This window comes from Burkholderia territorii (assembly GCF_902833055.1).
Classification (GTDB): Bacteria; Pseudomonadota; Gammaproteobacteria; order Burkholderiales; family Burkholderiaceae; genus Burkholderia; species Burkholderia territorii.
Genome location: NZ_CADFEJ010000001.1, coordinates 424,218 through 446,246, shown reverse-complemented (window position 1 = coordinate 446,246; position 22,029 = coordinate 424,218). Strand labels below are relative to the sequence as shown.

Genomic DNA, 22,029 nt, shown 5'->3' with positions numbered 1-22,029 from the left:
CGCATCGGGCGTTGCGACGCGCGCCGGCCAAGCGTGCGCGGCCATCGGCATCCACGAAGCCGCAACGGCCGGCAAGCGCGTGTGGCACCACACGCCCGGGAAAAATGTTTCATCGACGTGACCCCGCCCGGGCCATGCGTGGCCAGAGAGACGTCATCCCGCGATGCGGGTCAGGGTGATTACCGAGGACGATGTGTGCGCAACGAGTGGGCGGCGAGATGGGCGCTCACGCGCGTCGATGCATGGAATGTGGGCCGACGATCCCGTTCGCCGGCGGTGTGCCAGATTCGACGAATCGGGCGCCAAGAGCAACTGACGTGTTCGTGTGCACGCGGCTGTGCGCGTCGATCTGCGCGGGATCGGTCACGTCCGCGCGATGCGCGGTGGCGGCGACGCCTGTGTCGCGCAGGTCGCGCGCGACACGCTCGGCGACGTCGGCCTTGCTGCGATAACCGAGCGCGACCGTCACGCCGGCGCGTGCGAATTCGAGCGCAACGCCCTGCCCGATCCCGCCGCTGCCGCCGAACACGAGCACCGCCCCCGGTGGAAATCCGTTGTCGTTCATGCGTTCATCCCGTTGGTCACGGATCGCGCGCCGGCGCTCAGGCCGCCGCTTCGGCGCCCGCGCGCAGCCGGTACTTCAGCACCTTGCCGGCCGCGCTCGTCGGCAGTTGGTCGACGAACGTGAAATGCCGCGGCACCTTGTAGTTCGCCATGTTGCCGCGTGCCCAGTCGTTCAGCGCGTCGGCGTCGGTGTGCGCGCCGGGACGCAGCACGACGTACGCATGCCCGACTTCGCCGAGCCGCTTGTCCGGCACGCCGACCAGCGCGACCTGTGCGATCGCCGGGTGCGCGGCCAGCAGCCTCTCGATCTCGGCCGGATAGCAGTTGAAGCCGCCGACGATGAACATGTCCTTGATCCGGTCGGTGATCTTCAGGTTGCCGTTCGCGTCGACGCAGCCAAGGTCGCCGGTATGCAGCCACCCGTCGGCGTCGACGGCCTCGCGCGTCGCTTCCGGCTGGTTGAAGTAGCCGCGCATCACGTTGTAGCCGCGCACCCAGATCTCGCCGGTTTCCTCCGGCCCGAGCGCGGCACCGTCCCGACCCGCGATGCGCAGCTCGACGCCCGGCATCGGCCGGCCCGACGTGCACGCGACCGTCTGCGCGTCGTCGCCATGACGGCACAGCGTCGCGAACCCGCACGATTCGGTCAGCCCGTAGCCGGTCAGCACGGTCTCGAAGCCGAGCTCCGCGCGCATCCGCTCGATCAGGCTCGGCGCGATCGCGGCCGCGCCCGTCACCGCGATTCGCAGCGAAGACAGGTCGTGCGTCGCGCGTTCGGGCGCATCGAGCAGCGCGTAGTACAGCGTCGGCGGCCCGGGCAGCACCGACACGCGTTCGGCGGCGATGCGCCGCAGGACGTCGGCGGGCTGGAACACGAGATGCGGCAGCACGGTCGCGCCGCTCGACAATGCGGCGAGCCACCCCGCCTTGTAACCGAACGTATGGAAAAACGGATTGACGATCAGATAGCGGTCGTCCCGGCGCACGCCGGCGATCGCGGCCCACGCCTGTGCGGCCTTCAGGTTCTGTCCGTGAGCGGTCATCACGCCCTTCGGGCGGCCGGTCGTGCCGGACGTGAACATCAGGTCCATCACGGTATCCGGTGTCACCTGCGCCTCACGCTCGCGCACGGCGGCGAGCGGCACCGCCGCACCGCGCGCGAGGAACGCGTTCCACGTTTCGTCGCATGCACCGGACGGCGGTTCGCCGTCGAACACGACGACGCGTTCGAGCGTCGCGGGCCGGTGCGGCGCGAGCATCGCCGGATAGGATTCGCCGAGGAAGGTGCCGCAGCAGAACAGCAGCCGTGCCCCGCTGTCGTGCAGGATGCCGCCCACTTCCATGCCCTTCATCCGCGTGTTGACCGGTACGAGGATCGCGCCGACGGTGTGGATCGCCAGCGCTGCGACGATCCATTGCGGCAGGTTCGGCGCCCATACGGCGATCCGGTCGCAGGCATCGATGCCGCTCGCGAGCAGCGCGCGCGCCGCCTCGAGACGCGCCGCGTCGAGTTCCGCATAGGTCAGCCGGCCGTGCTCCGACTCGATCGCCGGATGCGCGCCGTGGCGCGCGGCAGCCCGCGCGATCAGCGCGGGCGTGGTGAGGATTTCGTTGTCCATCGTCATAGGCATCGCAACAGGGTTGCCGCGCGCGCCGCACGCGCGTCGCGGCTCAATCGGGAAACACCACGCGCAGCGCGTCGCTCGCGGGCCGCGCGCAGCAGGCGAGCGTCCAGCCGGACGCGATCTCGTCGTCGTCGAGCACGTGGTTGCCGTCGAGCGCCACCTGCCCGCGTTCGATACGGCACATGCACGCGCCGCACTGCCCCATCCGGCAGGAATTCGGTGCCGGCAGGCCCGCGCGCAGCATCGCATCGAGCAGCGTTTCGCCGGGCGCGCCGGCAAATGCGAAGGTCTCGCCGTCGAGCACCGTCTCGATCGCCGCGCCATCGCCGGCGGCCGTGGCGGGCGCCGTCGCGGACGATGCAGCCGGATCGGCCCGCACCGGCGCATCGGGCAGCGACGCAAAACGCTCGACGTGTACGCGCGCACGCGGCAGCCCGAGGCCGAGCATCGCGGCGAGCGCGTTCTCCATGAACATCGCCGGCCCGCAAATGAACGTTTCCTGCTGGCTGAACGGCCGCGCGAGTTCCTCGAGATGCCGCTGGTGCGGCACGCCCTGCACGCTGTCGAGCCAATGGATCACGCGCAGCCGGCCCGGATGGCGCTGCGCGAGCTGCCGCAGTTCGTCGCGGAAGATCACCGAGCGCTCGTCGCGGTTCGCATAGATCAGCGTCAGCATCCCGCGGCCGTGCACGAGCGCCGACTTCAGGATCGACAGCACCGGCGTGATGCCGCTGCCACCCGCGAACAGCAGCAGGTCGCAGTCGAGCGTGCGCGGCGTGAAGACACCGGCCGGCGGCAGCACGTCGAGCGCATCGCCCGCGCGGATGCGGTCGCACAGCCAGTTCGACGCGCGACCGTCGCGCACGCGCTTGACGGTGATCTTCGGTGCCGCGTCGATACCCGGCGCGCTCGACAGCGAGTAACAGCGCGCGACGCTCGCGCCGGCGCACGGCACATTCAGCGTCAGGAACTGGCCCGGCCGATACGCGAACGCATCGCGCAATGCCGTGGGCACGTCGAACACGAACGAGCATGCATCGTCGCTTTCGGCGATGACGTCGGCGACGGTCAGCCGGTAAAAACGGGAATCGCTCATCGCCGGCTCCTCATGGCGTACCGGGCGCACGGCTCCGCGCCAGGTTCGACGCGAGCGCCGGCGCGATGCATGCGAACGCGTTCAGCACCTGCGTTGCAGCAGCACCGATCAACTGCACGAGCTCTTGAAAAATAGTTGTGTCCGCACCGTTCCAGATATGGCGGTTCAGTCTGCGTGTCATGAGTCGTCCCTTTCCGATGCGATGAAACGCGCGCCGCCGTCACGCGGCCGCACGGTTCGCGGGCGCGCCGGGCGTCGTGTACGCACCGTCGAGATAAACGAGCGGATCGACGTCGCCGCTCATCAGCACTTCGCGGATTCGCCCGATGAACACCGTATGCGTGCCGTATTCGAAACGGCCGTCCTGCTCGCACACGAGGCTCGCCTGCGAATCGTGCAGATACGGGACGCCGAGTGGCGACGCGCGCCACTCGCCGGTCGTGAAGCGCGCCTCGCCCTTCAGGCGGCCGCTGCAGTCGATCGCGATGCCCTCGTGGCGTGCGGACAGCACATTCACGCAGAACGGCGCGCCCGCATCGAGCGGCGGATACAGCGACGCATTGCGGTTGATGCAGATCAGCAGCGACGGCGGATCGGTCGACAGCGAATCGACCGCCGTCGCGGACATCGAGTAGCGCCGGCCGTCGTGCACGCTGCTGATGACCGTGACGGAGCGCGCGAGACGGCGCATCGCGAGCAGCATGTCGGTGCGCAGCGGATGGGTAGTGAGATCGCTCATGATTGGACTCCGTCAAGTTGGGTCGTGGAGGGCTGGTTGGACCGGCCTCCGGCGTCGGCCGCCTGCGCGGCCAGGTGATCGGCCGCGATGAACCCGAAGGTCATCGCCGGACCGAGCGTCGAGCCCGCGCCGGGATAGCTCGTGCCCATCACCGATGCACTGGTGTTGCCGATCGCATACAGGCCAGCGATCGGCGCGCCGTCGGCGCGCAGCACGCGCGCGTGCGCGTCGGTAACGAGCCCGCCCTTCGTGCCGATGTCGCCCGCATCGATTCGCACTGCATAGAACGGTGCCTCGTCGACCGGCCCGAGGCACGGATTCGGCTGGCTCGTCGGGTCGCCGTAGTACGTGTCGAACAGGTTGTCGCCCTTGCCGAACGCTTCGTCGATCCCGGTTGCCGCATAGCGCGCGATGTCGCGCAGCGTGTCGTGCAGCCCGGCCGCATCGACGCCGATCCGCGCGGCGAGCGCATCGATCGTGTCGGCCTTCACGAGCACGTCGCGGAATGCATCGGGAATGCGCGAGTCGGGCATCATCGACGCCGGCATGATCGGTCCGCACGGATACTTGCGGCGAAAGCGCGCGTCGAACACCATCCACGCCGGCACGCACGCGCCGGTGCGCGCATGGTCGCGGTACATCGCCGGCACGAATTCCGAATACGGCGCGGCTTCGTTGACGAAACGCCGGCCGAGACCGTTGACGATCACGCAGCCCGGCAGGTTGCGCTCGACGAACAGCGCGCGCTGCTTCTCCTCGCCCGCGACGCCGACCGTCGGCGCGCCCCAGACGTGTTCCATCAACGCGAGCGCGCCACCGAGCCGATGACCTTCGGCGATCGCGTCGCCGGTGTTGGCCGGCGGCGTCGCGCTCCATTGCATCTGCGTCGGGTGCGGCAGGTAGCGTTCGCGCATCGGCTGGTTGCGCTCGAAACCGCCCGCGCCGAGGATCACGCCGCGCCGCGCGACAATCGTCACCGGCTGCCCGAAGCGCTGCGCGCGCACGCCCGTCACGCGGCCGTCCACGTCGAGCAGATCGCGCATCGGCGTGTCGAGCCAGACGGGCACGTTGCGCTCGAGCAGCGCACGGCGCAGCCCGCCGATCAACGCATTGCCGAGCGTCAGGCGCCGGTCGCGCCGCGTGCGGCGGCGCACGTCGACATCGAGCCAGTAGCGGCCGAACTGCGCGATCGCGAGCTTCATGAAGCCCGGCCCGCGCGAAAACAGCGTATGCGCCTCCTTCGACGTCACGGCCACGCGGCCGCCGATCAACGTGCCGGGCGACGGCGGACGCAGCCGGTCGAGCTCGTCGCCGAGCAGCGCACCGTCGAACGGCAGCGGATCGAGCGCCCGATAGCCCGGCATCGCGCCCGGCAGCTTCTGGAAATAGTCCGCGTACTTCGGCAGCGCCTGGTAGCGCACCGGCGTCTTCGTTTCGAGGTAACGCAACATCTCGGGCGCCTGGTCGAGATACGCGTCGAGCCGCTCGCGCGACGATGCGCCGGCCGTGCACGCGTCGAGATAGCGGCGCGCGGCCTCGCGCGTATCGGTCGCGCCGAGCTCCGCGATATGGTGATTGCACGGTATCCAGATGCCGCCGCCCGAGACCGCCGACGTGCCGCCGTACAGCGCCGTCTTCTCGATCACGACGACGGACAGTCCGCGGTCGGCCGCGCGGCATGCCGCGAGCAGCGCGCCCGCGCCCGAGCCGACGACCACGACGTCGAACACGTATTGCTGCGCTTGCGTGTCGTTCATCGCGGCCTCGTCAGATGAAGTAGTCGGTGTTCTCGCGGCCGAGCATCACGGCGCCGAGGTTCTGGCCGAAGCGATCCACGTTGTTCGCGTAGTGCGCGCGGGCCGCATGCAGGTCGAGAAAGCGGCGCACCAGCGGATTGCGGTGATAGATGCCGTTGCCGCCCGCATAGCGCAGCAGCGCGTTCGCGGCCTGCGCACAGCGCTCGGCGACCTGCGCGGACTGGTAGCGGAAATGCACGCGGCGCTCGATCGACACGGCCGGCCCGCCCGTCACCGACGCCATCAGCTCCGCGAAATTGCGCTTGAGCAGCACCTTCATCTCGTCGATCGCGACGGCCGCGTTCGCACACGCGCTCTGCGCGCCCGGATCGTCGGTCGTCTTCGCACCGCTGTTGGCCGACACGCGCGTGGCCGCATAGCCGGTGAAATCGTCGAGCGCGCCCTGCAACGCGCCGATGCACGACGTGCAGACCGCACGCACGAAGATCTGCGCGAACGGCAGCTTGAACAGCGGCGCGTCGTTGACGGCCAGGCCGGGGCTCGTGCCCATCATCCCGTCGAGCGCCTTGTGCGTGCGGTACGCGGGCACGAACGCGTCGTCGACGACGATGTCGTGGCTGCCGGTCGCGCGCAGGCCGAGCACGTCCCAGTCCTGCTGGATCCGGTAGTCGGATTTCGGCAGCAGGAAGGTTCGGTATTCCGGCGGCTGGCCGGCCTCGGCCGGCGGCACCAGCGCGCCGAGGAACACCCAGTCGCACAATTCGCTGCCGCTCGAGAACTTCCAGTGGCCGGACAGCCGGAAGCCGCCTTCGACCGGCGTCACGCGGCCGACCGGCATGTAGGTCGACGCGATCAGCGTCGCGGGGTCCTTGCCCCATACGTCCTGCTGCGCGCGTTCGTCGAACAGCGCGAGCTGCCAGTTGTGCACGCCGACCACGCCGTACACCCATGCCGTCGACATGCAGCCGCGCGCGAGCGCCATCTGGATGTCGAAGAAGGTCTGCGGATCGAGCTCGTAGCCGCCGTAGCGCTTCGGCTGCAGCACCTTGAAGAAGCCGGCGGCCTGCATGTCGGCGACCGTCTCGGCCGGGATGCGGCCCTGCGCGTCCGCCTGCGCGGCGCGGCCGGCAAGGGTCGGCGCCAGCGCCTCGGCCCGGGCGATCAGGGTGGCGGCCAGTGCGTTCGAATCGTTGTCGCGGTGCACGAATGTCTCCTGTGATGCGGGGCGCGCGCGGCGGCGCTCACCCCGGTCTCTCTCCAAGTGGTTCGTCGCGGCCGGCGCCGCGAGCGAGGGCTCCTGCCGGCGATGGTCGGGCTCGCGCGGGCGCGGCGCATCGTCCGAAGGGACGACGGGCGCGGCGCGGCGCGGCTCGCCCGGCCTTATGCGCAGGCGCGCGCCTTCTCCTTGTTGAAGAACGGGATCACGTGCTCGCCGATGTTGCGGATCGTTTCCATCTGCGCGTCGTGCGGCACCGTGCCCATCTGGCAGAGGAACAGCACTTCGTCGACGCCCGCTTCCTGCAGCCGGCCCACGTAGCCGATGCAGTCGTCCACCGTGCCGTACGCATGGTTCGGGTTCATCATCGCGAGCGCCGGATCGGCGAAGTTCACGACGACTTCCTCCGACGCGAAGCGCGAACGGATCACCATTTCGCCGGTGTCGGCCTGCACGAGGTCGTCGCCCCACTTCGCCGGGTCCGGACGCTCGCCGCCCGTGTACCAGTACGCGAGCGATTCCATGAAGTAGCGCTGGCCGCGGATGCCGATCTTGCGGGCCTTCTGGCCGTCGGCCATCACGACCGTCGGGCACAGCGCCGCGAGGTGCTGGGTCGGGCGGAAGCCCACCTGGTCTTCCGGCTTGCGGCTCGCCCATGCGTCGCGGTAGATCGCGTTCTTCTTCGCGACTTCGTCCGGGCCGCCGAAGCCGAGCACCAGCGCGCCCATCCCGCGCTGGCCGGCACGCAGCAGCGCATCGGTGTTCGTGCAGGCGAGGTACATCGGCGGATGCGGATCCTGGAACGGCTTCGGGTGGATCGGACGCTTCGGGATCTTGATGTACTTGCCGTCGTGCTCGATCTCGTCCTGCACGAACATCTTCGGCACCAGGTACATCGACTCGTCGATCATCGGCTGCAGTTCGTTGAGGTCGTAGCCGAACGCGCCCGCTTCCTGCTGGCTGCCGCCCTTGCCGACGCCGAAATGCACGCGGCCGCCCGACAGGATGTCGAGCAGCGCGACGCGCTCGGCGACCTTGATCGGATGGTTCATCGCCGGCGGCAGGCACACGACGCCGTGACCGAGGCCGATGCGCGTCGTGCGGCCGGCCAGGTACGCAAGGAAGGTTTCCGGCGCGCTCATGTGCGCATAGTTGGTCAGCGACGTGTGCTCCACGCACCAGATCGTGTCGAAGCCGACCTGCTCGGCCAGCAGCGCCTGCTCGACCGTCTCCTTGAACACCCGGTGGTCGCCCTCGCGCGATGCGTCGGTGGTCTGGGCTTCGTAGATGAGGGAAAACTTCATTGCGTGCGTCTCCATGTGTGTTGGACGAGTCGGGGTCGTGCAGCCGCCCGCACGATACGGACGAATAGCGACGGTCCACGGATGGGAGTGTCGGCGCGCGGGCGTGCCCGGGCATCGTCTGTTTGGAGTAACGGCGTGCGCGCGGGGACAGAGGGGTTTCACCGTCATCCGAACAGACTGCGTGGCGGCCGGCACCGCGCGCTAGCATCGGACGACGGCGCGATGCGTGCCGTACACATCACGACAAGGGAGAGAGCGAATGAAGGTATCGATGCTGCTGTACCCGGTCGACGACATCGACACGGCCTTGCCGCTGTTCGTCGACGGGCTGGGCCTGAACGTGAAGTTCCGCGACGGCGATCGCTATTGCGCGCTCGACGGCGGCCCGCTGACGATCGCGCTGGTGGCCGGCGACGAGCAGATCGTCGAACGCGCGGCCCTCACACTGCGCGTGGACGAGGACGACGACCTTTACGCGGCGATGGCGCGGGTCGTGAAGGCAGGCGCGTCGGTGCGCGTGCCGGTGCAGGCCGGGCCGCACGAATACCGCGCGGTGCTGGAGGACAGGAACGGCGCGCTGCTGGTGATTTCGCAGAAACGCGCGGCGTGATGCGGCCACGCGCGGCGCGCATGCCGCGCGATCCGGCGAGCGGGAACCGGGCCGGATGCGACCGGTACGGGCGGGCTCGGCACTGAGCCGTACGGGACCGGACATCCCGCGCCGCGCCATCGCCCATTCCGATGACGACGAATGCCCACGGGCAACTTCCCGACGGCCGCAGGAACCGGTACCATCGAGCGCTTGTAGACCGGCCCTGCGCCGGCGCGAGCCTGCCGGGCCGCGTCGCCCGTCACGTCGCCGCCGCGCCGGTCGCCGCACTTCCCGTTTCGTCATGTCCCGCGAACCCTCACACTCCGCGCTGCTGTGGATCGTCGCCGCCGCGTTCTTCATGCAGTCGCTCGACACGACGATCGTCAATACCGCGCTGCCGTCGATCGCGCAAAGCCTGCATGCGTCGCCGCTCGCGATGCAGCCGGTCGTGGTCGTCTACACGCTGACGATGGCGATGCTCACGCCGGCGTCCGGCTGGCTCGCCGACCGGTTCGGCACGCGCCGCGTGTTCTCGCTCGCGATCCTGGTGTTCTCGCTCGCGTCGATCGGCTGCGCGGCGTCGCACACGCTCGGCCAGCTCGTCGTCGCGCGCGCCGTGCAGGGCATCGGCGGCTCGATGCTGCTGCCGATCGGGCGCCTCGCGGTGTTGCGCCGCGTGCCGGGCGAACGGTACGTCGCGGCGATCGCTTTCGTGTCGATCGCCGGGCAGCTCGGCCCGATCGTCGGGCCGACGCTAGGCGGCTGGCTCACGCAGGCGATTTCCTGGCACTGGGTGTTCATCGTGAATGTGCCGGTCGGCGTCGCGGGCTTCATCGCGGTACAGCGCTTCCTGCCGCACGATCAGGCGACGCAGCCGCCGCCGTTCGACTTCGTCGGCTGCGCGCTGCTGTCGGCGGCGATGATCGCGCTGTCGCTGGCGATCGATCCGCCGATGCCCGCGCACCGCACCGGCTGGGCGGCCGGGCTCGCCGTGCTGGGCGTGGCGAGTGCGCTCGCGTACCTGCCGCATGCGCGGCGCCGCGCGCAGCCGCTGTTCCGGCTCGGGTTGTTCCGCGAGCCGAACTTCGGTTCGGGGCTGCTCGGCAACCTGCTGTGCCGCATCGGCACGAGCGCGGTGCCGTTCATGCTGCCGTTGCTGATGCAGGTGCAGCTCGGTTATACGCCGCTGCAGTCGGGGATGATGATGCTGCCGGCCGCGATCGCCGGCGTGATCGCGAAGCGCTGGATCGCGCCGCTCGCGAAACGTTTCGGCTATGCGACCTTCCTGGTCGTGAACACGGGCATCGTCGGCTGCGCGATCGCGGGGTTCGCGCTGGTTTCGGCACGGCCCGCGCCGGTGCTGGAGATTGCATTGCTGATCGTGTTCGGCGCCGCGAACTCGATGCAGTTCGCCGCGATGAACGCCGTGACGCTCAAGGGGCTGTCGCACGCCGACGCCGGCAGCGGCAACAGCCTGTTTACGATGATGCAGATGCTGGCGATGGGCCTCGGCGTGTCGATCGGCGGCGGGCTCGTGAACCTGTTCGCCGCGTATTGGGGCTCGATGGCGAAGGGCTTCGTGCTGTCGTTCGTCTGCATGGGCGCGGTCACGCTGCTGTCGTCCGTCGTGTTCCGGCGGATCGACACCGCCGCCCCGCCGAAGCCGGTCGCGCCGCGGCCGTCCGCGTAAGCGGCGCCGCAAGCGCGCGCGCTGTCAGTTCACCTGACGGCGCTCGACGACACGCTTGAGCACCCAGCGGATCGACGACCCGTCGGCCGGCGGCTGCGCGACGCGGTATTCGTCGACTTCCAGCACGTATTGATAGCCGGGCTGGTACGCAAAGCCCTCGATGCCCGCGTACCACAGGCTCCACGGTTCGGCCGGGCTGCCGCGCACCTGCAGGCAGTCCATTGGCGCGACGCCCGTGCAGCGTGCCGTCTGCGGTGCAACATAAACGGTCCTGGTCACGGGCCGGCCGTCGGCCGGGCGATCGGCGCGCGCGTTCGTGGCGTTCGTGGCGTTCGTGGCGTTCGCGGCGCTTGCGTCGTTCGTCACGGCCGCGTCGGTCTGGCATCCGGCGAGCAGCGTGCTGCCGGCGATCACGGCCGTGCCGAGCAACATTCGGGCGTTGCGAATCATCTGGTGTTCCTCGAGAAGCATTGGTGGGCCGTTTAGACGAACGGCGTTTCGCGGAAGTTCACAAATTGCTTGCATCGGGCGTGCCGCCACCCTCATTCGTGGTATGTCGCGCATGCGTCGCCACGCTACCGTATTCCGGTGCAGGCCGCTGCGCACCGCCGCCCGGAGCGCGTGCGCATGCACGCACCAGCATGCCCGGCGCACCGCGACCCGGCGGCTGCAACAGGAGACAACCCCGATGACCACGGCGCCCCCGGCCCATTCCCCGAGCCTTGCCCGATCGAGCGTGTCGCTCGAGCAGTTCGATGCGCTCGTCGCGGCCATCTACGAAGGCCCGCTGGAAGACGTGCCATGGGGCAGCGCGCTCGAACGGATCCGCGTGCACCTGGACGCGAACTACGTGACGATGATCCTGCGCTGGCCGGCCAGCGGTCACGCGGGCCTGATGATCAATGCGTCCGGGCACGGCGCGCCGCTGCCGGGCGTCGCGTCGTACAACAATTACTATTACGCGCTCGACCCGTTCGTGAACCTGCCGAGCGATCGCGTCGTCACCGTCGACGAGCTGCTCGGCGTCGGCGTGTGGCGCGACAGCGCGATGTATCGCGAGTTTCTCGAGCCGTTCGACGTCGGCCACCTGATGGGCGCCGACCTGCGCACGCCCGACGGGACCGAATGCCGGTTCCGCGTGTGCCGCCCGCATCATGGGCGTGCGTTCTCCATGACCGACAAGGCCGCCTGCAACGCGTTGCTGCCGCACCTGAAGCGCGCGGTGCGCCTGCATGCGAAGTTCGGGATGGTCGAATCCGAGCGCATGCTGTACGCGAGCACGATCGACCGCATGCTGGTCGCCACCGCGATTCTCGACGAGCGCGGCACGATCATGAAGACCAACTCCGTCGCGGACGAAATCTTCGCCGAATGCGACGGCCTGCGCGTGCGTGGCGGCGCGCTCGAGGCGTCGTATCCGCTGGAAGACCGCAAGCTCCAGAAGCTGATCCGGCAGGTGCTCGCGGAACGCGCGGGCGGCGCGCCGACGGTCGCGCAGGCGCTCGCCGTGCCGCGCCCGTCCGGCAAGCCGCCGCTCGGCGTGCTGATCCGCTCGGTCCCGCTCAGCGAATGGTCGGAGGACAATCCGCGCCGGCCCGCGTGCGCGATCTTCATCCGCGATAGCGAACGCAAGTCGCAGGCGTCGCACGACATCGTGCGCAAGCTGTTCGACCTCACGCCGGCCGAGACCGAGCTGGCGCTCGCGCTCGTCAACGGGGCGACGCTCGAGGAAGCCGCCGACGAACTCGACATCAGCAAGAACACCGCGCGCTCGCATCTGCGCGCGATCTTTTCGAAGACGGGCGTCACGCGGCAGGCGACGCTCGTTCGGACGTTGCTGAACAGCGTGTTGTCGCTGGGGTAATGCGGCCGCGCTCGTCCGCGTCGCGCTTCGTCACCGGCCGGACGATCGCGATCGATGGCGGCTTCACCGCGTGGCGATCGTGTATTACCATCGGCGCTTCCTCGTACGCTTCGCGCGCGCTCTCTTCGCATGACCTCACCCGTTCCGCCCGGCGCCGCGCTGCGGCCGCAGCCGATCGACACGCTGACCGTGCCGGCCGCACTCGACGGACGCGCGGGCACCAACCGCTCGACCAGCGCGCATCCGCAGATCGCCGCGACGCATGACCTCGACGCCGTGCGCGCGTGGCTCGCGCGCTTCGTCGATACGCCCACGACGTTCCAGAACTATCGCAAGGAAGCCGAACGGCTGTTGCTGTGGGCCGTGATCGCGTGCGGCAAGCCGCTGTCGTCGCTCACGCACGAGGATCTCGTCGTCTACCGCCAATTCCTGCTCGCGCCCGCGCCGGCCGACCTGTGGTGCGCGAACGGGGGCCGCAAGCATCCGCGCGGCGACCCGCGCTGGCGGCCGTTCTACGGGCCGCTGTCGGCGGCCAGCCAGCGGCAGGCGATGGTGATCCTCAACGTGATGTTCTCGTGGCTCGTAGAGGCCGGCTATCTGGCCGGCAATCCGCTCGCGCTGTCGCGGCAGCGGCAACGACGGCCCGCGCCGCGCGTCACGCGCCACCTCGCGCCGCCGCTGTGGCAGGCGGTCAAGGATGCGATCGCGGCGATGCCGCGCGACGACGCGCGCGCCGCGTTCCATGCGGATCGCGCGCGCTGGGTGTTCACGCTGCTGTATCTGGGCGGGCTGCGCATCACCGAAGCCGCCGAGACCACGATGGGGCAGTTCTTTTCACGGCGCGATGCGAACGGGCGCGATCGCTGGTGGCTGGACGTGACCGGCAAAGGCGGCCGGCAGCGGCTCGTGCCGGCCACCGCCGAGATGATGGCCGAGCTGGCGCGCTACCGGCGCGCGCACGGCCTGCCCGCGCTGCCGGCCGACGGCGAGACGACGCCGCTCGTGCTGCCGGTCGGTCGCACGCGCAAGCCGCTCACGCGCGCGGCGTTGCACCGGATCGTGAAGCAGGTATTCCGCGTCGCGGCCGACCGGTTGCGCACGCAAGGACATGCGGGCGAAGAACAGGCGCGCGTGCTCGAACAGGCATCCGCGCACTGGCTGCGCCACAGCGCCGGCTCGCACATGGCCGACGGCCGCGTCGACCTGCGGCTCGTGCGCGACAACCTCGGGCACGTGTCGCTGACGACGACGAGCCAGTATCTGCATGCGGACGACGACTGGCGGCACAGCGAAACCGAGGAGAAGCATCGGATCGGCTGGTGAGCGGCGCGCCGTTCGCACGCTTCGACTTCAATACACGGCCACCCAATGCCCGGGCACCCACGCCCAGTGATTGCCGGCCCAGCGGTAGTAACCTTTCGCCCAGCGATAGCCCGGCGCGGGCGCCGGCGGCATCACCTCGACGACCGGCGCGGGCTGCGGCGGCCGCGCCGGTTCCACCACGCATGCGGACATCAGCGCGGCACTCATCGTCGCCAATACGGCAAGCGATACGGATCGGACTTTCATCATCGATTCTCCCTGTCGTGTCATGTGCAATCGGCTGGCGGATGCGAGCGCGCGCCCGCCGCGCGTCACGCGTCACGCGATTCCGCGAACGAGCCCCGTCATCGGGCGCGTCGGGCCGCTGTCCGCGAACAGCGTGGCCGCGGTATGGCCGGGATCGAGCCGCAGGCTTTCGGCGGCCGCGCCCGCGATCAGCGCATCGAGCGACGCGGTCGGCTTCAGGTCGCGCCCTTCGTACAGGTCGCCCGGCCGCAACCCCGGCCAGTCCGCAATCACGCGCCCGCCGGCGACCGCCCCGCCCGCCAGCATCGCGACCGACGCCTGCCCGTGATCGGTGCCGCCCGTGCCGTTCGCGGCGGCGGTGCGGCCGAACTCGGTCGCGACGAGCACCGTGGTCTGCTGCCATACGGGCCCGAGTCCGTCGCGCAATGCGGCGAGCATCGTGTCCAGTGCCTTCAACTGATTCGCGAGCCGCGCGTTCTGCGCGCTGTGCGTGTCCCAGCCGCCCGTCTCGATCATCGCGATCCGAGGGCCGTCGTCGCGCGCGAGAAACGTCGCCGCGAGCTTGCCGACGCCGGCCGGATCCTGGCGCGCATGCGCGTCACCGGCGAGGCCGCGCGCGGCCATCGCCGACTGCCACAGCGGCCCGAGCTGCGCGTCGGCCTCGTAAAGCGCCGATACGCGCGCGAGCAGGTCGTCCGGCGCGGCCGGCAGACCCGACGCCGCATACGACGCCGCCTGCACGCTGCCGCGCAACGCGAGCGGCACCGTCGGCGCGAACGCGATCGCGCGCTCGCGCGTCGCCGGCAACATCACGGCGAGCCGGTTCAGCCAGCCATCCTTTACCTGGTACGGCGCGCGCCCGCCCGTCTCCAGCACGTTCTGGCCGTCGAAATGCGAACGGTCGCGATACGGCGACGCGATCGCATGGACGAACAGCGCCTGCTTGTCCCGAAACATCCGCGCGGTCTGCACGAGCGACGGATGCAGCGCGAACGTGCCGTCGACGCGCGTCGCCGCCGCGGTGTCGATCGCCAACGGGCCGCGCAGCGACGCATACGCCGGTTCCGCATACGGGACGACGATGTTCAGCCCGTCGGCCGCGCCGCGCTGGATCACGAACACGAAGCGCCGGTCGGTTTCGACGTTCGCGAACACGATGCGCGGCGCGACGAGCATCGCGCCCGCGCCGGCGGCGGCGACGCTCAGGAACTGTCGGCGGGTGAAGGATCGGGCCATGTTCATCTCCGTTGGAAATCGGGCGATACCAGCAACAGCGCAAGCGACGTGGTCGCACTCTCGGCGCGCGACAGCGCCGTCGCCGTCGGTGCGCTCAGCGAGCCGGCCAGCAGCGTATTGCCGAGCGTGCGCGGGTCGAGCCGATCGCCCGTGCGCGCGGCCAGCCGCTGCGCGATCTCGACGCGGCGCACCAGCGCGTCGGGCGCGGCCCAGCTGGCGGCGACATCGTCGTAACCGGCCGGCGACCCGGGCCGCCATACCGGCTGGCCGAGCTGCGCGAGCAGCGGCGCGGCCTTCAGGTCGCCCACGTCGCGCCAACCGAGCCCGCGCATCGACGACACGGCCCACTCCCACGGCGTCTTGAACTTGCGATTGACGGGCGACCATGCGTCGGGCGCGTCGACCAGCGCGCGATAGACGGTCGGCAGATCGCCGCCGCTCGTCTCGAAGGCGCGGGCGAGCCGATCGGTGAGCGCGGGCGGCGGATTGTCCGCGACGAAATGGCGCGCAAGCTGGAACGCGATATGCCGGCCCGTCGCCGGCGAACGCGCCAGGTCATGCAGGATCGCGCGGGCCTGCGCTTCGCCCGGCTGGTCATATGTGCGGCCCATCACCGTGCGCGCGCCCGGCTCATGCAGATTCGGGCGGAACACGAACGCGCCCGGCGCCGCGTCGCCGGGCTGCGGCCCGCGTCCGCCGGCGATGCTCCACCCGGTCAGCGCGCGCGCGAATTCCGTCACGTCGGCCTGCGTATAGCCGGTCCGCACACCGAGCGTGTGCAGCTCCATGATTTCGCGCGCGAGGTTTTCGTTGAGGCCGCGTCGCGCCGCCGGATTGCGGGCGTCGGCGCGCAGCGCGGCCGGGCTGTCGGGGCCGACCGAGCGCGCCTGGTCGAGGAACAGCTGCATCGCGGGATGCTGTTCGACGGCAACGAGCATGTCCTCGAAACGGCCGAGCACGTGCGGGCGGATCGCATCGCGCTCGAATGCGCCCGCATACGCGGCGACCTGCCCCTTGTCGACCGACACCGCGAAATGGTTTGCCCAGAAATGCACGAGACGCTCGACGAACGGCGCGGGTGTGGTCAGCGCGCTGTTCAGACGTGCGGCGACCGCGCTGCGATATGCGTCGTAGCCGTCGCGGCGGATCGACTGCGCGGTCGCGCGCCGGGCCTGCGCGTCGTCGCTCGTCATCGCGTTGCGGGCCGTCGCGAAACGCGTGGCGAGCGTGACGGCGTCGGGTTCGCCGGCCCATGCGGCGGGCCGTGGGTCGTAACGGTCGAACTGCGCGACGAGCGCGGCTTTCGGATCGCCAGGCGGTGCTTCGTCGGCCCGCGCGCCGAGACCGAAACGGTTCAGCGCGATGGCGGCCGGTGTGATGTCGTTCGGATGGTCCATGACGGGGCTCTCGCGGTGCGTACCCGTGTTTAACGGGGGCCGGCAAGAAATCCGTCGCGGAATCGCAAAGTATTTCGAGGTCGGCCCGCAGGCGTCGAATCGGCCGCTGCTTGCACGCAGCTTTCAGCGGGCATCGAGCGCTTGCGTGCGGCGCCCGATCGTCGGCCATGCTCGCGACGATTACCCCAGTTCGAACGACGTCACGCCGAACACGCGGTCGATCGCAATCGCGGGCGCTTCCTTCGTATACATCCGCGCGGTCTCGAACACGCTCGACATCCCGTGCCCCTCCGCCAGCGCGACGGCCGCCCGGTTCGTTTCCGGCACGTCGAGGACGATCATCTCGCCGGGCATGCGCGACGCCAGCGCGCGAAACAGCCCCGTGGCGACGTCGGCGTCGTCGGCAAAGAGCGGGCCGATCTTGCAGCCCGCATGGCAACGGCGCACGACACCGTATCCGGCCACGCGGCCCGCGTCGATCGTCGCGAGCGCAACGGCGTCCGGCTGCGCGATCCAGACCGAGACGAAACGCTCGCGCGCCACCGGGAAGCACTGGCGATCGTAGGCAAGCAATTGCTCGAACGGAACATGTGCCGCTTCCGCCACGTGCGCGCAGCCGATGCCGCTCACGTGCCCCTGATAGCGGATGTTGCGATACGCGAGCCGGAATCCCGACTTCCCGTAATTCGCCTGCTGGGCAACGACACCGTCCAGGCCGATGTTTCGTTCTCCAAGGTAATGCATGCCATGCTGCCAGATGCGCATGCCGAGGCCCTTGCCGCGAAATTCCGGTTTCACGATGTACAGGCCGATGAAGCCGAAATGTTCGTCATAAGCGACTGCCGCGAGACAAGCAACCGGCTCGCCGCGCCAGAGGCCGACGAAAAAGCCGGCCGGATCCGCTTGCCTGAAACATTGCGCGTCGTGCAGCCCGGGGTTCCAGCCTTCCGCCGCGGCCCATTCGACCGAGATGGCCACGTCGCTGGCCGACATGGTGCGCACGACAAAGTCTTCGCTTCGATCCATGGTTCGTCCTTGCCGCGGCTTGCGGGATTGCCGCCTTGCGTGACGCTGAATTCATCGACGATGTGCTGCCGATCGGGCCGGCGTGAACGGCGCTTGCGCGCCGTCACCGCGCGACGAACGGGTCAGCGGTCCGTCCCGTGCCCCTGCTGCTTCTGCAATCTCGCCGGCAATCGCCAGTTCCCGCTGCGCCGCAAACCGTCGACGAACTTCGCGCGCTCGTCCGGCGTCAGCGTCGCCGCGAAATCGACGACACTGCGCTCGACTTGCGCGCGCAACGCACTGTCGGCCGCGCGCGTCCGGTCGAGCGCCGCATCGATCGCCGCGCGATCGAGCTGCGGCGCGGCCAGCAGATCGAGCACCGTGATCCGCCCGTCACGCCCTTCGCGCGCGAAATCGCGACCGTCCTTGCGTGCCGCCTTCAGCGCCGCCGCAAACTCCCGCTGACGCTCATCGGACAATCCGTCCGCCGCGAACCGCAGTGCCGTGCGCTGTCCGGGCAGCCATGCCCCGTGCAGGTCACGATGCGTCGCGAGCCACTGATACGCGCCGCCGCCGATCGCGCCGAGCATGAACACGTTCAGCACGATCGAGCCGACGAGCACGATTTTCCAGCCACGTTCGGTCATTCGTCGCCTCCGTCGATGCTCGGGCCGCCAAACGTCGTCGTCAGATAGCCCGGTTCGTGTTGCGCGACCGGCGCGCCGCCGAGCATCAGCATCGACACCGCCACCGCGCCCGCCAGCGCACCGGCCAGCCCGACACCCGCGAACGCCGCGCCCGACCACCACACCTTGCCCCGGCGCCGTTCACGTTGCCGCGCCGGCGCCGACGCGACGATACGTTCGACGAGCGCCGGCGCCGGCGGCGCGACCATGTCCTGCATGAGCCATGCATCGAGCTCGGCGGCATCGTCGAGCGCCTCCAGCGCGTCGCGCGGATGCGCTTGCGCCCACGCTTCGGCCGCCGCGCGTTCGTCTTGCGGCCAGCGCCGCGCATCCGAGCCGTACGCGGCGACGATGGTACGGAATCGTTCGGGTGTCATCGCTTGTCCTCGCTAGGTGGGTCGCCGGCCAGTTGCGCGCGCAGGTTGCGCCGTGCGCGCGCGAGCAGGCTTTCCAGCGCATCGACGGTGATGCCCATCAGGTTGGCCGCTTCAATGTTCGACATGTCCTGATAGTACTGGAGCACGAGCGCTTCCCGCTGCCTCGGCGGCAGCGCGGCGAGCGCCTCTCGCACGCGCGCGTCGCGCGAGCGCAACTCCGCGTGCGCGGCGGGCTCGGGTTGGGGGTCCGGCACGTCGGGCAACGTATCGACCGGCTCCTCGCGCCGCCCGCGCAAGCGGTCGTAGCACAGGTTCAGCACGACGCGATGCAGCCACGTATCGAAGCGCGCCTCGCCATCCCGCCAGCGCGGCGCGTGATTCCAGATCCGCACGAAGGTTTCCTGCGCGACGTCCTCGGCTTCGCTTCGGTCGCCGAGCATGCGCGTCGCGAGCGCGAGCAAGCGCGGCAGCTTGCGTGCGACGAGCACACGCACGGCCGATGCGTCGCGCGCGCCGACCCGCGCGACGAGTTCCGCGTCCGGATCGGCGCCGCTCAATGCGGGCCGCTCCGCGATGCGCGGTGCGAACGCCGCATGCTGCCGGCGACAGCGCCCGTTGTCCGGCTGAAGCTCATCGTCGTGCTCCCCTTGCATGCATCGGGCCACCGCATCGGCGACGCACGCTGCGCCGCACCAGGAATCGGCCCGGTCGATTTCGTCGAAATCCGGTTCATCCGGCATATCGATCCTGTCGATCGCGCACCTGCCGGCGCAATCAATATACGACGACCGGCGCGGGCCGGTAATACACCGGGCGCGCCGGCACCACGACGCAGCCGGCCAGCACGACGGCCGAGATCGTCAGGATCACGATGGTTCGAAAAGGCATGGCTCGATCGATGAAGTTGTGTGAAAGCCCTGCCGCGCGGCCAACGAGGGCCGCGCGACACGTTGCGCGTCACGCCCAGTGGCCCGGCACCCAGCGCCAGTTCGGGCCGCGCGCGACCCAGTGTCCGGGTACCCAGTGATAGCCGGCACGCACCACCTGCCAATGGCCCGGAATCCACACGTAGCGGCCCTGCCGCCAGTGCCAGTGACCCTGATCCCACACGTAGCCCGCGCGCGGCGCCGGCATCACTTCGACGCGCGGCGGCGGTGGTGCGACCGGTGCGACGATGACGGCCTGCGCGAATGCGGCGGATGTCGCCAGCGCAGCCACGCAACCCGCGGCAAACCGTAATGAAATGGAAAGTTTCATGCAAGACTCCGGAGCATCGTTTCCCGGCCGGAAGTGGCCGTTCATCCGTTAAACGACGCATGCGGGAAAATCCGTCGCGACACATGCAAATAAATTTGCGCCGCGCCGGCAACGACGCGCACATTCATCGACGCGTCCGGGCCGTCCGTTGATTACCGTCTGTCACAACCCGGCAAAACTGCACTTCGACAATGCCGTCACCGGGATCCCGCTCGTTTCCGGCCTACGCCCCGCACGCGCTCGCGCGCGGCCGGGCGGTTCCGCATCCCTCGTGTCATTCAACGAAAATACGATCATGTCGAACCAGGAAAACTTCCCCGCCGAATCGAACGAGCCGGCCGCTTCCGTATCGCGTCGCGGCTTCCTGAAACTGGCCGGCGTCTCCGGCCTGGCCACCGCCGCCGGCGGGCTCGCGGCCGCACGCGCCGCGGCGTCGAATCCGGACGGCACGCCCGAACAGGTGCATCTGACGTGGGGCAGCGACCCGGCGTCGGAAGTCGTGATCTCGTGGGCGGCGCTCGCGCCGGCCGTCAATCCGCGCGCGCGGATCGTCGCGGACGGCGAGCCGGCACGCACGGTGCATGGCGTGCAGCGCCTTTACACCGACGGCCTGAACGGCGAAACCGTGTTCACGTACCACGCACGCGTACATGGCCTGAAGCCGAACACGCGCTACCGCTACGAACTCACGGCCGACAACGACAGCAACGCCGCGCAGCCGTTTGCCGCGACCTTCACGACCGCGCCGCGCGGGCGCGCGCCGTTCCGCTTCACGAGCTACGGCGACCTCGCGACGCCGAATGGCGCGTGGGTGCTGTCGTCGCCGCAAAGCCGCTTCGCGGTGCAGGCCGTCGAGCAGTTCCAGCCGCTGTTCCACCTGCTGAACGGCGACCTCTGCTACGCGAACCTGAATCCGGCCCATCAACCGGAGGTGTGGCGCGACTTCGGCAACAACAACCAGACGTCGGCCGCGAACCGCCCGTGGATGCCATGCCCCGGCAATCACGAGATCGAATTCAACAACGGCCCGCAGGGGCTCGACTCGTATCTCGCGCGCTACACGCTCCCGGAGAACGGCACGCGCTTTCCGGGCCGCTGGTACAGCTTCCGCGTGAGCTCGGTGCTGTTCATCTCGCTCGACGCCGACGACGTCGTGTACCAGGATGCGGCCGCATTCGTCGGCGGCCCGAACCCGCTCGTGCCGGCCGCGAGCACCGGCCGTGCGCCGATCGAACCGGGCACGTCGTTCTACGTACGCGGCTACAGCAACGGCGAGCAGACGCGCTGGCTCGAGCACACGCTGCGCCACGCATCGCACGATGACGACATCGACTGGATCGTCGTGCAGATGCACCAGGACGCGCTAAGTTCGTCGAAGACGGGCAACGGTTCGGACAAGGGCATCCGCGAGGCATGGCTGCCGCTGTTCGACCGCTACGGCGTCGACCTCGTGCTGTGCGGCCACGATCACGACTACGAGCGCAGCTACCCGGTGCGCGGTTGCAATCACCGAGCGGGCGTCGATGCGTCGACCGGCGAAGTCGTCGAGACACTGCAGCCGCGTCCGGTCGGGGCGACCGATCCGAACAGCACGACGTTCGACACGAGCCACGGCACGATCCACCTGATTCTCGGCGGCGGCGGCACCAGTGCGCCGCTCGACGTGTACGGCGAGAATCCGGCGACGGGCTTTGCGCAGGCCAAGGTCTTCACGAAACCGAACCGGCCGGTGCCGGGCACCGCGCCGAACACGTTCGTGCGCAAGCCGGCCGACGCGCTCGAGGATGCGATCTGGTCCGCACGCCGCGATACGGGCACGGGTTACGGGATTGCCGTGTTCGACCACGATCCGGGCGAGCCGGGCGGCCACACGACGATCACGATGCGCTACTACCACGCGCCGGGTGCGGATCAGCAACCGACCGCGCAGTACGAGCTGTTCGAGACGATCGAGCTGAGCAAGAAGCGCGGCAAGCGCTGATGCGACGGCCGCCCGCGGCGCGCGATCGCGCGGCGGGCGGCTGAGGTCGGCGCGCGCGCGACATCTCGCGTGAC

The 22,029-nt window shown here is 69.7% G+C and carries 22 protein-coding genes; 5 read left to right on the top strand and 17 right to left on the bottom strand.

Annotation, left to right across the window (positions count from 1 at the left end; translation table 11 throughout):
- Positions 1–226: 226 nt before the first annotated feature.
- From HW466_RS31780 to HW466_RS01935, 8 genes are all read right to left on the bottom strand, one after another.
- A complete protein-coding gene (locus tag HW466_RS31780; protein WP_239005852.1) occupies positions 227–565 on the bottom strand; it encodes an SDR family NAD(P)-dependent oxidoreductase in 339 nt (112 codons plus the stop codon).
- Between the two features lie 37 nt (positions 566–602).
- A complete protein-coding gene (locus HW466_RS01965; RefSeq protein WP_151004544.1) occupies positions 603–2,189 on the bottom strand; it encodes a FadD3 family acyl-CoA ligase in 1,587 nt (528 codons plus the stop codon).
- A 46-nt stretch (positions 2,190–2,235) separates the two neighbouring features.
- Positions 2,236–3,285, bottom strand: a complete 1,050-nt coding sequence (locus HW466_RS01960; protein ID WP_151004546.1) for a ferredoxin--NADP reductase — start codon at positions 3,283–3,285, stop codon at positions 2,236–2,238.
- 10 nt (positions 3,286–3,295) lie between these two features.
- Positions 3,296–3,466: a hypothetical protein gene (locus HW466_RS01955; protein WP_155640021.1), complete on the bottom strand. Its 171-nt coding sequence runs from the start codon at positions 3,464–3,466 to the stop codon at positions 3,296–3,298.
- A 39-nt stretch (positions 3,467–3,505) separates the two neighbouring features.
- Positions 3,506–4,024 carry a flavin reductase family protein gene (locus tag HW466_RS01950; protein ID WP_151004548.1) on the bottom strand — a complete coding sequence of 173 codons (519 nt, stop codon included), beginning with the start codon at positions 4,022–4,024 and terminating at the stop codon, positions 3,506–3,508.
- Complete coding sequence (locus HW466_RS01945) at positions 4,021–5,781, bottom strand: FAD-dependent oxidoreductase (protein ID WP_151004549.1); 1,761 nt, start codon at positions 5,779–5,781, stop codon at positions 4,021–4,023. Before HW466_RS01945 ends, HW466_RS01950 begins: the two co-directional genes overlap by 4 nt.
- Positions 5,782–5,791: 10 nt before the next feature.
- Entirely contained in the window at positions 5,792–6,985 is a 1,194-nt protein-coding gene (locus HW466_RS01940) for an acyl-CoA dehydrogenase family protein (RefSeq protein WP_174905366.1), read from the bottom strand.
- A 176-nt stretch (positions 6,986–7,161) separates the two neighbouring features.
- The gene (locus HW466_RS01935) at positions 7,162–8,301 is read right to left on the bottom strand and encodes an LLM class flavin-dependent oxidoreductase (protein ID WP_059774326.1); all 1,140 of its coding nucleotides are present in this window, start codon (positions 8,299–8,301) and stop codon (positions 7,162–7,164) included.
- Between the two features lie 259 nt (positions 8,302–8,560).
- Between HW466_RS01935 and HW466_RS01930 the strand changes: the two genes are divergently transcribed.
- Together HW466_RS01930 and HW466_RS01925 are read left to right on the top strand one after the other, a co-directional pair.
- Positions 8,561–8,911: a VOC family protein gene (locus HW466_RS01930; RefSeq protein ID WP_057925050.1), complete on the top strand. Its 351-nt coding sequence runs from the start codon at positions 8,561–8,563 to the stop codon at positions 8,909–8,911.
- A 283-nt stretch (positions 8,912–9,194) separates the two neighbouring features.
- Positions 9,195–10,583, top strand: a complete 1,389-nt coding sequence (locus tag HW466_RS01925; RefSeq protein WP_174905365.1) for a DHA2 family efflux MFS transporter permease subunit — start codon at positions 9,195–9,197, stop codon at positions 10,581–10,583.
- A gap of 24 nt (positions 10,584–10,607) precedes the next feature.
- Here the strand turns inward: HW466_RS01925 and HW466_RS01920 are convergent, their stop codons facing one another.
- Positions 10,608–11,033, bottom strand: coding sequence for a DUF4377 domain-containing protein (locus HW466_RS01920; RefSeq protein ID WP_060347396.1), 426 nt, complete (start codon positions 11,031–11,033; stop codon positions 10,608–10,610).
- Positions 11,034–11,271: 238 nt separating this feature from the next.
- On the opposite strand from HW466_RS01920, the gene HW466_RS01915 reads away from it, so the two are divergent.
- Positions 11,272–12,447 carry a helix-turn-helix transcriptional regulator gene (locus HW466_RS01915; protein WP_174905364.1) on the top strand — a complete coding sequence of 392 codons (1,176 nt, stop codon included), beginning with the start codon at positions 11,272–11,274 and terminating at the stop codon, positions 12,445–12,447.
- 129 nt (positions 12,448–12,576) lie between these two features.
- Positions 12,577–13,770, top strand: a complete 1,194-nt coding sequence (locus HW466_RS01910; RefSeq protein WP_174905363.1) for a tyrosine-type recombinase/integrase — start codon at positions 12,577–12,579, stop codon at positions 13,768–13,770.
- A 27-nt stretch (positions 13,771–13,797) separates the two neighbouring features.
- On the opposite strand, the gene HW466_RS01905 is transcribed toward HW466_RS01910, so the two are convergent.
- From HW466_RS01905 to HW466_RS01870, 8 genes are all read right to left on the bottom strand, one after another.
- Complete coding sequence (locus tag HW466_RS01905; RefSeq protein ID WP_174905362.1) at positions 13,798–14,016, bottom strand: YXWGXW repeat-containing protein; 219 nt, start codon at positions 14,014–14,016, stop codon at positions 13,798–13,800.
- A 72-nt stretch (positions 14,017–14,088) separates the two neighbouring features.
- Positions 14,089–15,252, bottom strand: coding sequence for a DUF1501 domain-containing protein (locus tag HW466_RS01900; protein ID WP_174905361.1), 1,164 nt, complete (start codon positions 15,250–15,252; stop codon positions 14,089–14,091).
- Positions 15,253–15,254: 2 nt separating this feature from the next.
- On the bottom strand, positions 15,255–16,649 hold the full coding sequence (locus tag HW466_RS01895; protein ID WP_059545487.1) for a DUF1800 domain-containing protein: 1,395 nt from the start codon (positions 16,647–16,649) through the stop codon (positions 15,255–15,257).
- Between the two features lie 180 nt (positions 16,650–16,829).
- A complete protein-coding gene (locus tag HW466_RS01890; protein ID WP_151006611.1) occupies positions 16,830–17,675 on the bottom strand; it encodes a GNAT family N-acetyltransferase in 846 nt (281 codons plus the stop codon).
- 122 nt (positions 17,676–17,797) lie between these two features.
- Positions 17,798–18,301, bottom strand: a complete 504-nt coding sequence (locus HW466_RS01885) for a periplasmic heavy metal sensor (RefSeq protein ID WP_059507525.1) — start codon at positions 18,299–18,301, stop codon at positions 17,798–17,800.
- Positions 18,298–18,717 carry a hypothetical protein gene (locus tag HW466_RS01880; RefSeq protein ID WP_059868318.1) on the bottom strand — a complete coding sequence of 140 codons (420 nt, stop codon included), beginning with the start codon at positions 18,715–18,717 and terminating at the stop codon, positions 18,298–18,300. Before HW466_RS01880 ends, HW466_RS01885 begins: the two co-directional genes overlap by 4 nt.
- Positions 18,714–19,457, bottom strand: a complete 744-nt coding sequence (locus tag HW466_RS01875; RefSeq protein ID WP_081060167.1) for an RNA polymerase sigma factor — start codon at positions 19,455–19,457, stop codon at positions 18,714–18,716. The genes HW466_RS01880 and HW466_RS01875 overlap by 4 nt, the downstream gene beginning before the upstream one ends.
- A gap of 217 nt (positions 19,458–19,674) precedes the next feature.
- Positions 19,675–19,974, bottom strand: a complete 300-nt coding sequence (locus HW466_RS01870) for a YXWGXW repeat-containing protein (RefSeq protein ID WP_059451236.1) — start codon at positions 19,972–19,974, stop codon at positions 19,675–19,677.
- A gap of 295 nt (positions 19,975–20,269) precedes the next feature.
- Between HW466_RS01870 and HW466_RS01865 the strand changes: the two genes are divergently transcribed.
- Positions 20,270–21,955, top strand: a complete 1,686-nt coding sequence (locus HW466_RS01865) for a purple acid phosphatase family protein (protein ID WP_151004967.1) — start codon at positions 20,270–20,272, stop codon at positions 21,953–21,955.
- Positions 21,956–22,029: the final 74 nt, after the last annotated feature.

Coding starts and splice junctions, on each gene's coding strand:
- HW466_RS01965 (WP_151004544.1), bottom strand. CDS start 2,189: ATGACGATGGACAACGAAATCCTCACCACGCCCGCGCTGATCGCGCGG.
- HW466_RS01880 (WP_059868318.1), bottom strand. CDS start 18,717: ATGACACCCGAACGATTCCGTACCATCGTCGCCGCGTACGGCTCGGAT.
- HW466_RS01915 (WP_174905364.1), top strand. CDS start 11,272: ATGACCACGGCGCCCCCGGCCCATTCCCCGAGCCTTGCCCGATCGAGC.
- HW466_RS01920 (WP_060347396.1), bottom strand. CDS start 11,033: ATGATTCGCAACGCCCGAATGTTGCTCGGCACGGCCGTGATCGCCGGC.
- HW466_RS01945 (WP_151004549.1), bottom strand. CDS start 5,781: ATGAACGACACGCAAGCGCAGCAATACGTGTTCGACGTCGTGGTCGTC.
- HW466_RS01930 (WP_057925050.1), top strand. CDS start 8,561: ATGAAGGTATCGATGCTGCTGTACCCGGTCGACGACATCGACACGGCC.
- HW466_RS01885 (WP_059507525.1), bottom strand. CDS start 18,301: ATGACCGAACGTGGCTGGAAAATCGTGCTCGTCGGCTCGATCGTGCTG.
- HW466_RS01895 (WP_059545487.1), bottom strand. CDS start 16,649: ATGGACCATCCGAACGACATCACACCGGCCGCCATCGCGCTGAACCGT.
- HW466_RS01955 (WP_155640021.1), bottom strand. CDS start 3,466: ATGACACGCAGACTGAACCGCCATATCTGGAACGGTGCGGACACAACT.
- HW466_RS01900 (WP_174905361.1), bottom strand. CDS start 15,252: ATGGCCCGATCCTTCACCCGCCGACAGTTCCTGAGCGTCGCCGCCGCC.
- HW466_RS01875 (WP_081060167.1), bottom strand. CDS start 19,457: ATGCCGGATGAACCGGATTTCGACGAAATCGACCGGGCCGATTCCTGG.
- HW466_RS01910 (WP_174905363.1), top strand. CDS start 12,577: ATGACCTCACCCGTTCCGCCCGGCGCCGCGCTGCGGCCGCAGCCGATC.
- HW466_RS01960 (WP_151004546.1), bottom strand. CDS start 3,285: ATGAGCGATTCCCGTTTTTACCGGCTGACCGTCGCCGACGTCATCGCC.
- HW466_RS01890 (WP_151006611.1), bottom strand. CDS start 17,675: ATGGATCGAAGCGAAGACTTTGTCGTGCGCACCATGTCGGCCAGCGAC.
- HW466_RS01950 (WP_151004548.1), bottom strand. CDS start 4,024: ATGAGCGATCTCACTACCCATCCGCTGCGCACCGACATGCTGCTCGCG.
- HW466_RS01905 (WP_174905362.1), bottom strand. CDS start 14,016: ATGAAAGTCCGATCCGTATCGCTTGCCGTATTGGCGACGATGAGTGCC.
- HW466_RS31780 (WP_239005852.1), bottom strand. CDS start 565: ATGAACGACAACGGATTTCCACCGGGGGCGGTGCTCGTGTTCGGCGGC.
- HW466_RS01865 (WP_151004967.1), top strand. CDS start 20,270: ATGTCGAACCAGGAAAACTTCCCCGCCGAATCGAACGAGCCGGCCGCT.
- HW466_RS01925 (WP_174905365.1), top strand. CDS start 9,195: ATGTCCCGCGAACCCTCACACTCCGCGCTGCTGTGGATCGTCGCCGCC.
- HW466_RS01870 (WP_059451236.1), bottom strand. CDS start 19,974: ATGAAACTTTCCATTTCATTACGGTTTGCCGCGGGTTGCGTGGCTGCG.
- HW466_RS01935 (WP_059774326.1), bottom strand. CDS start 8,301: ATGAAGTTTTCCCTCATCTACGAAGCCCAGACCACCGACGCATCGCGC.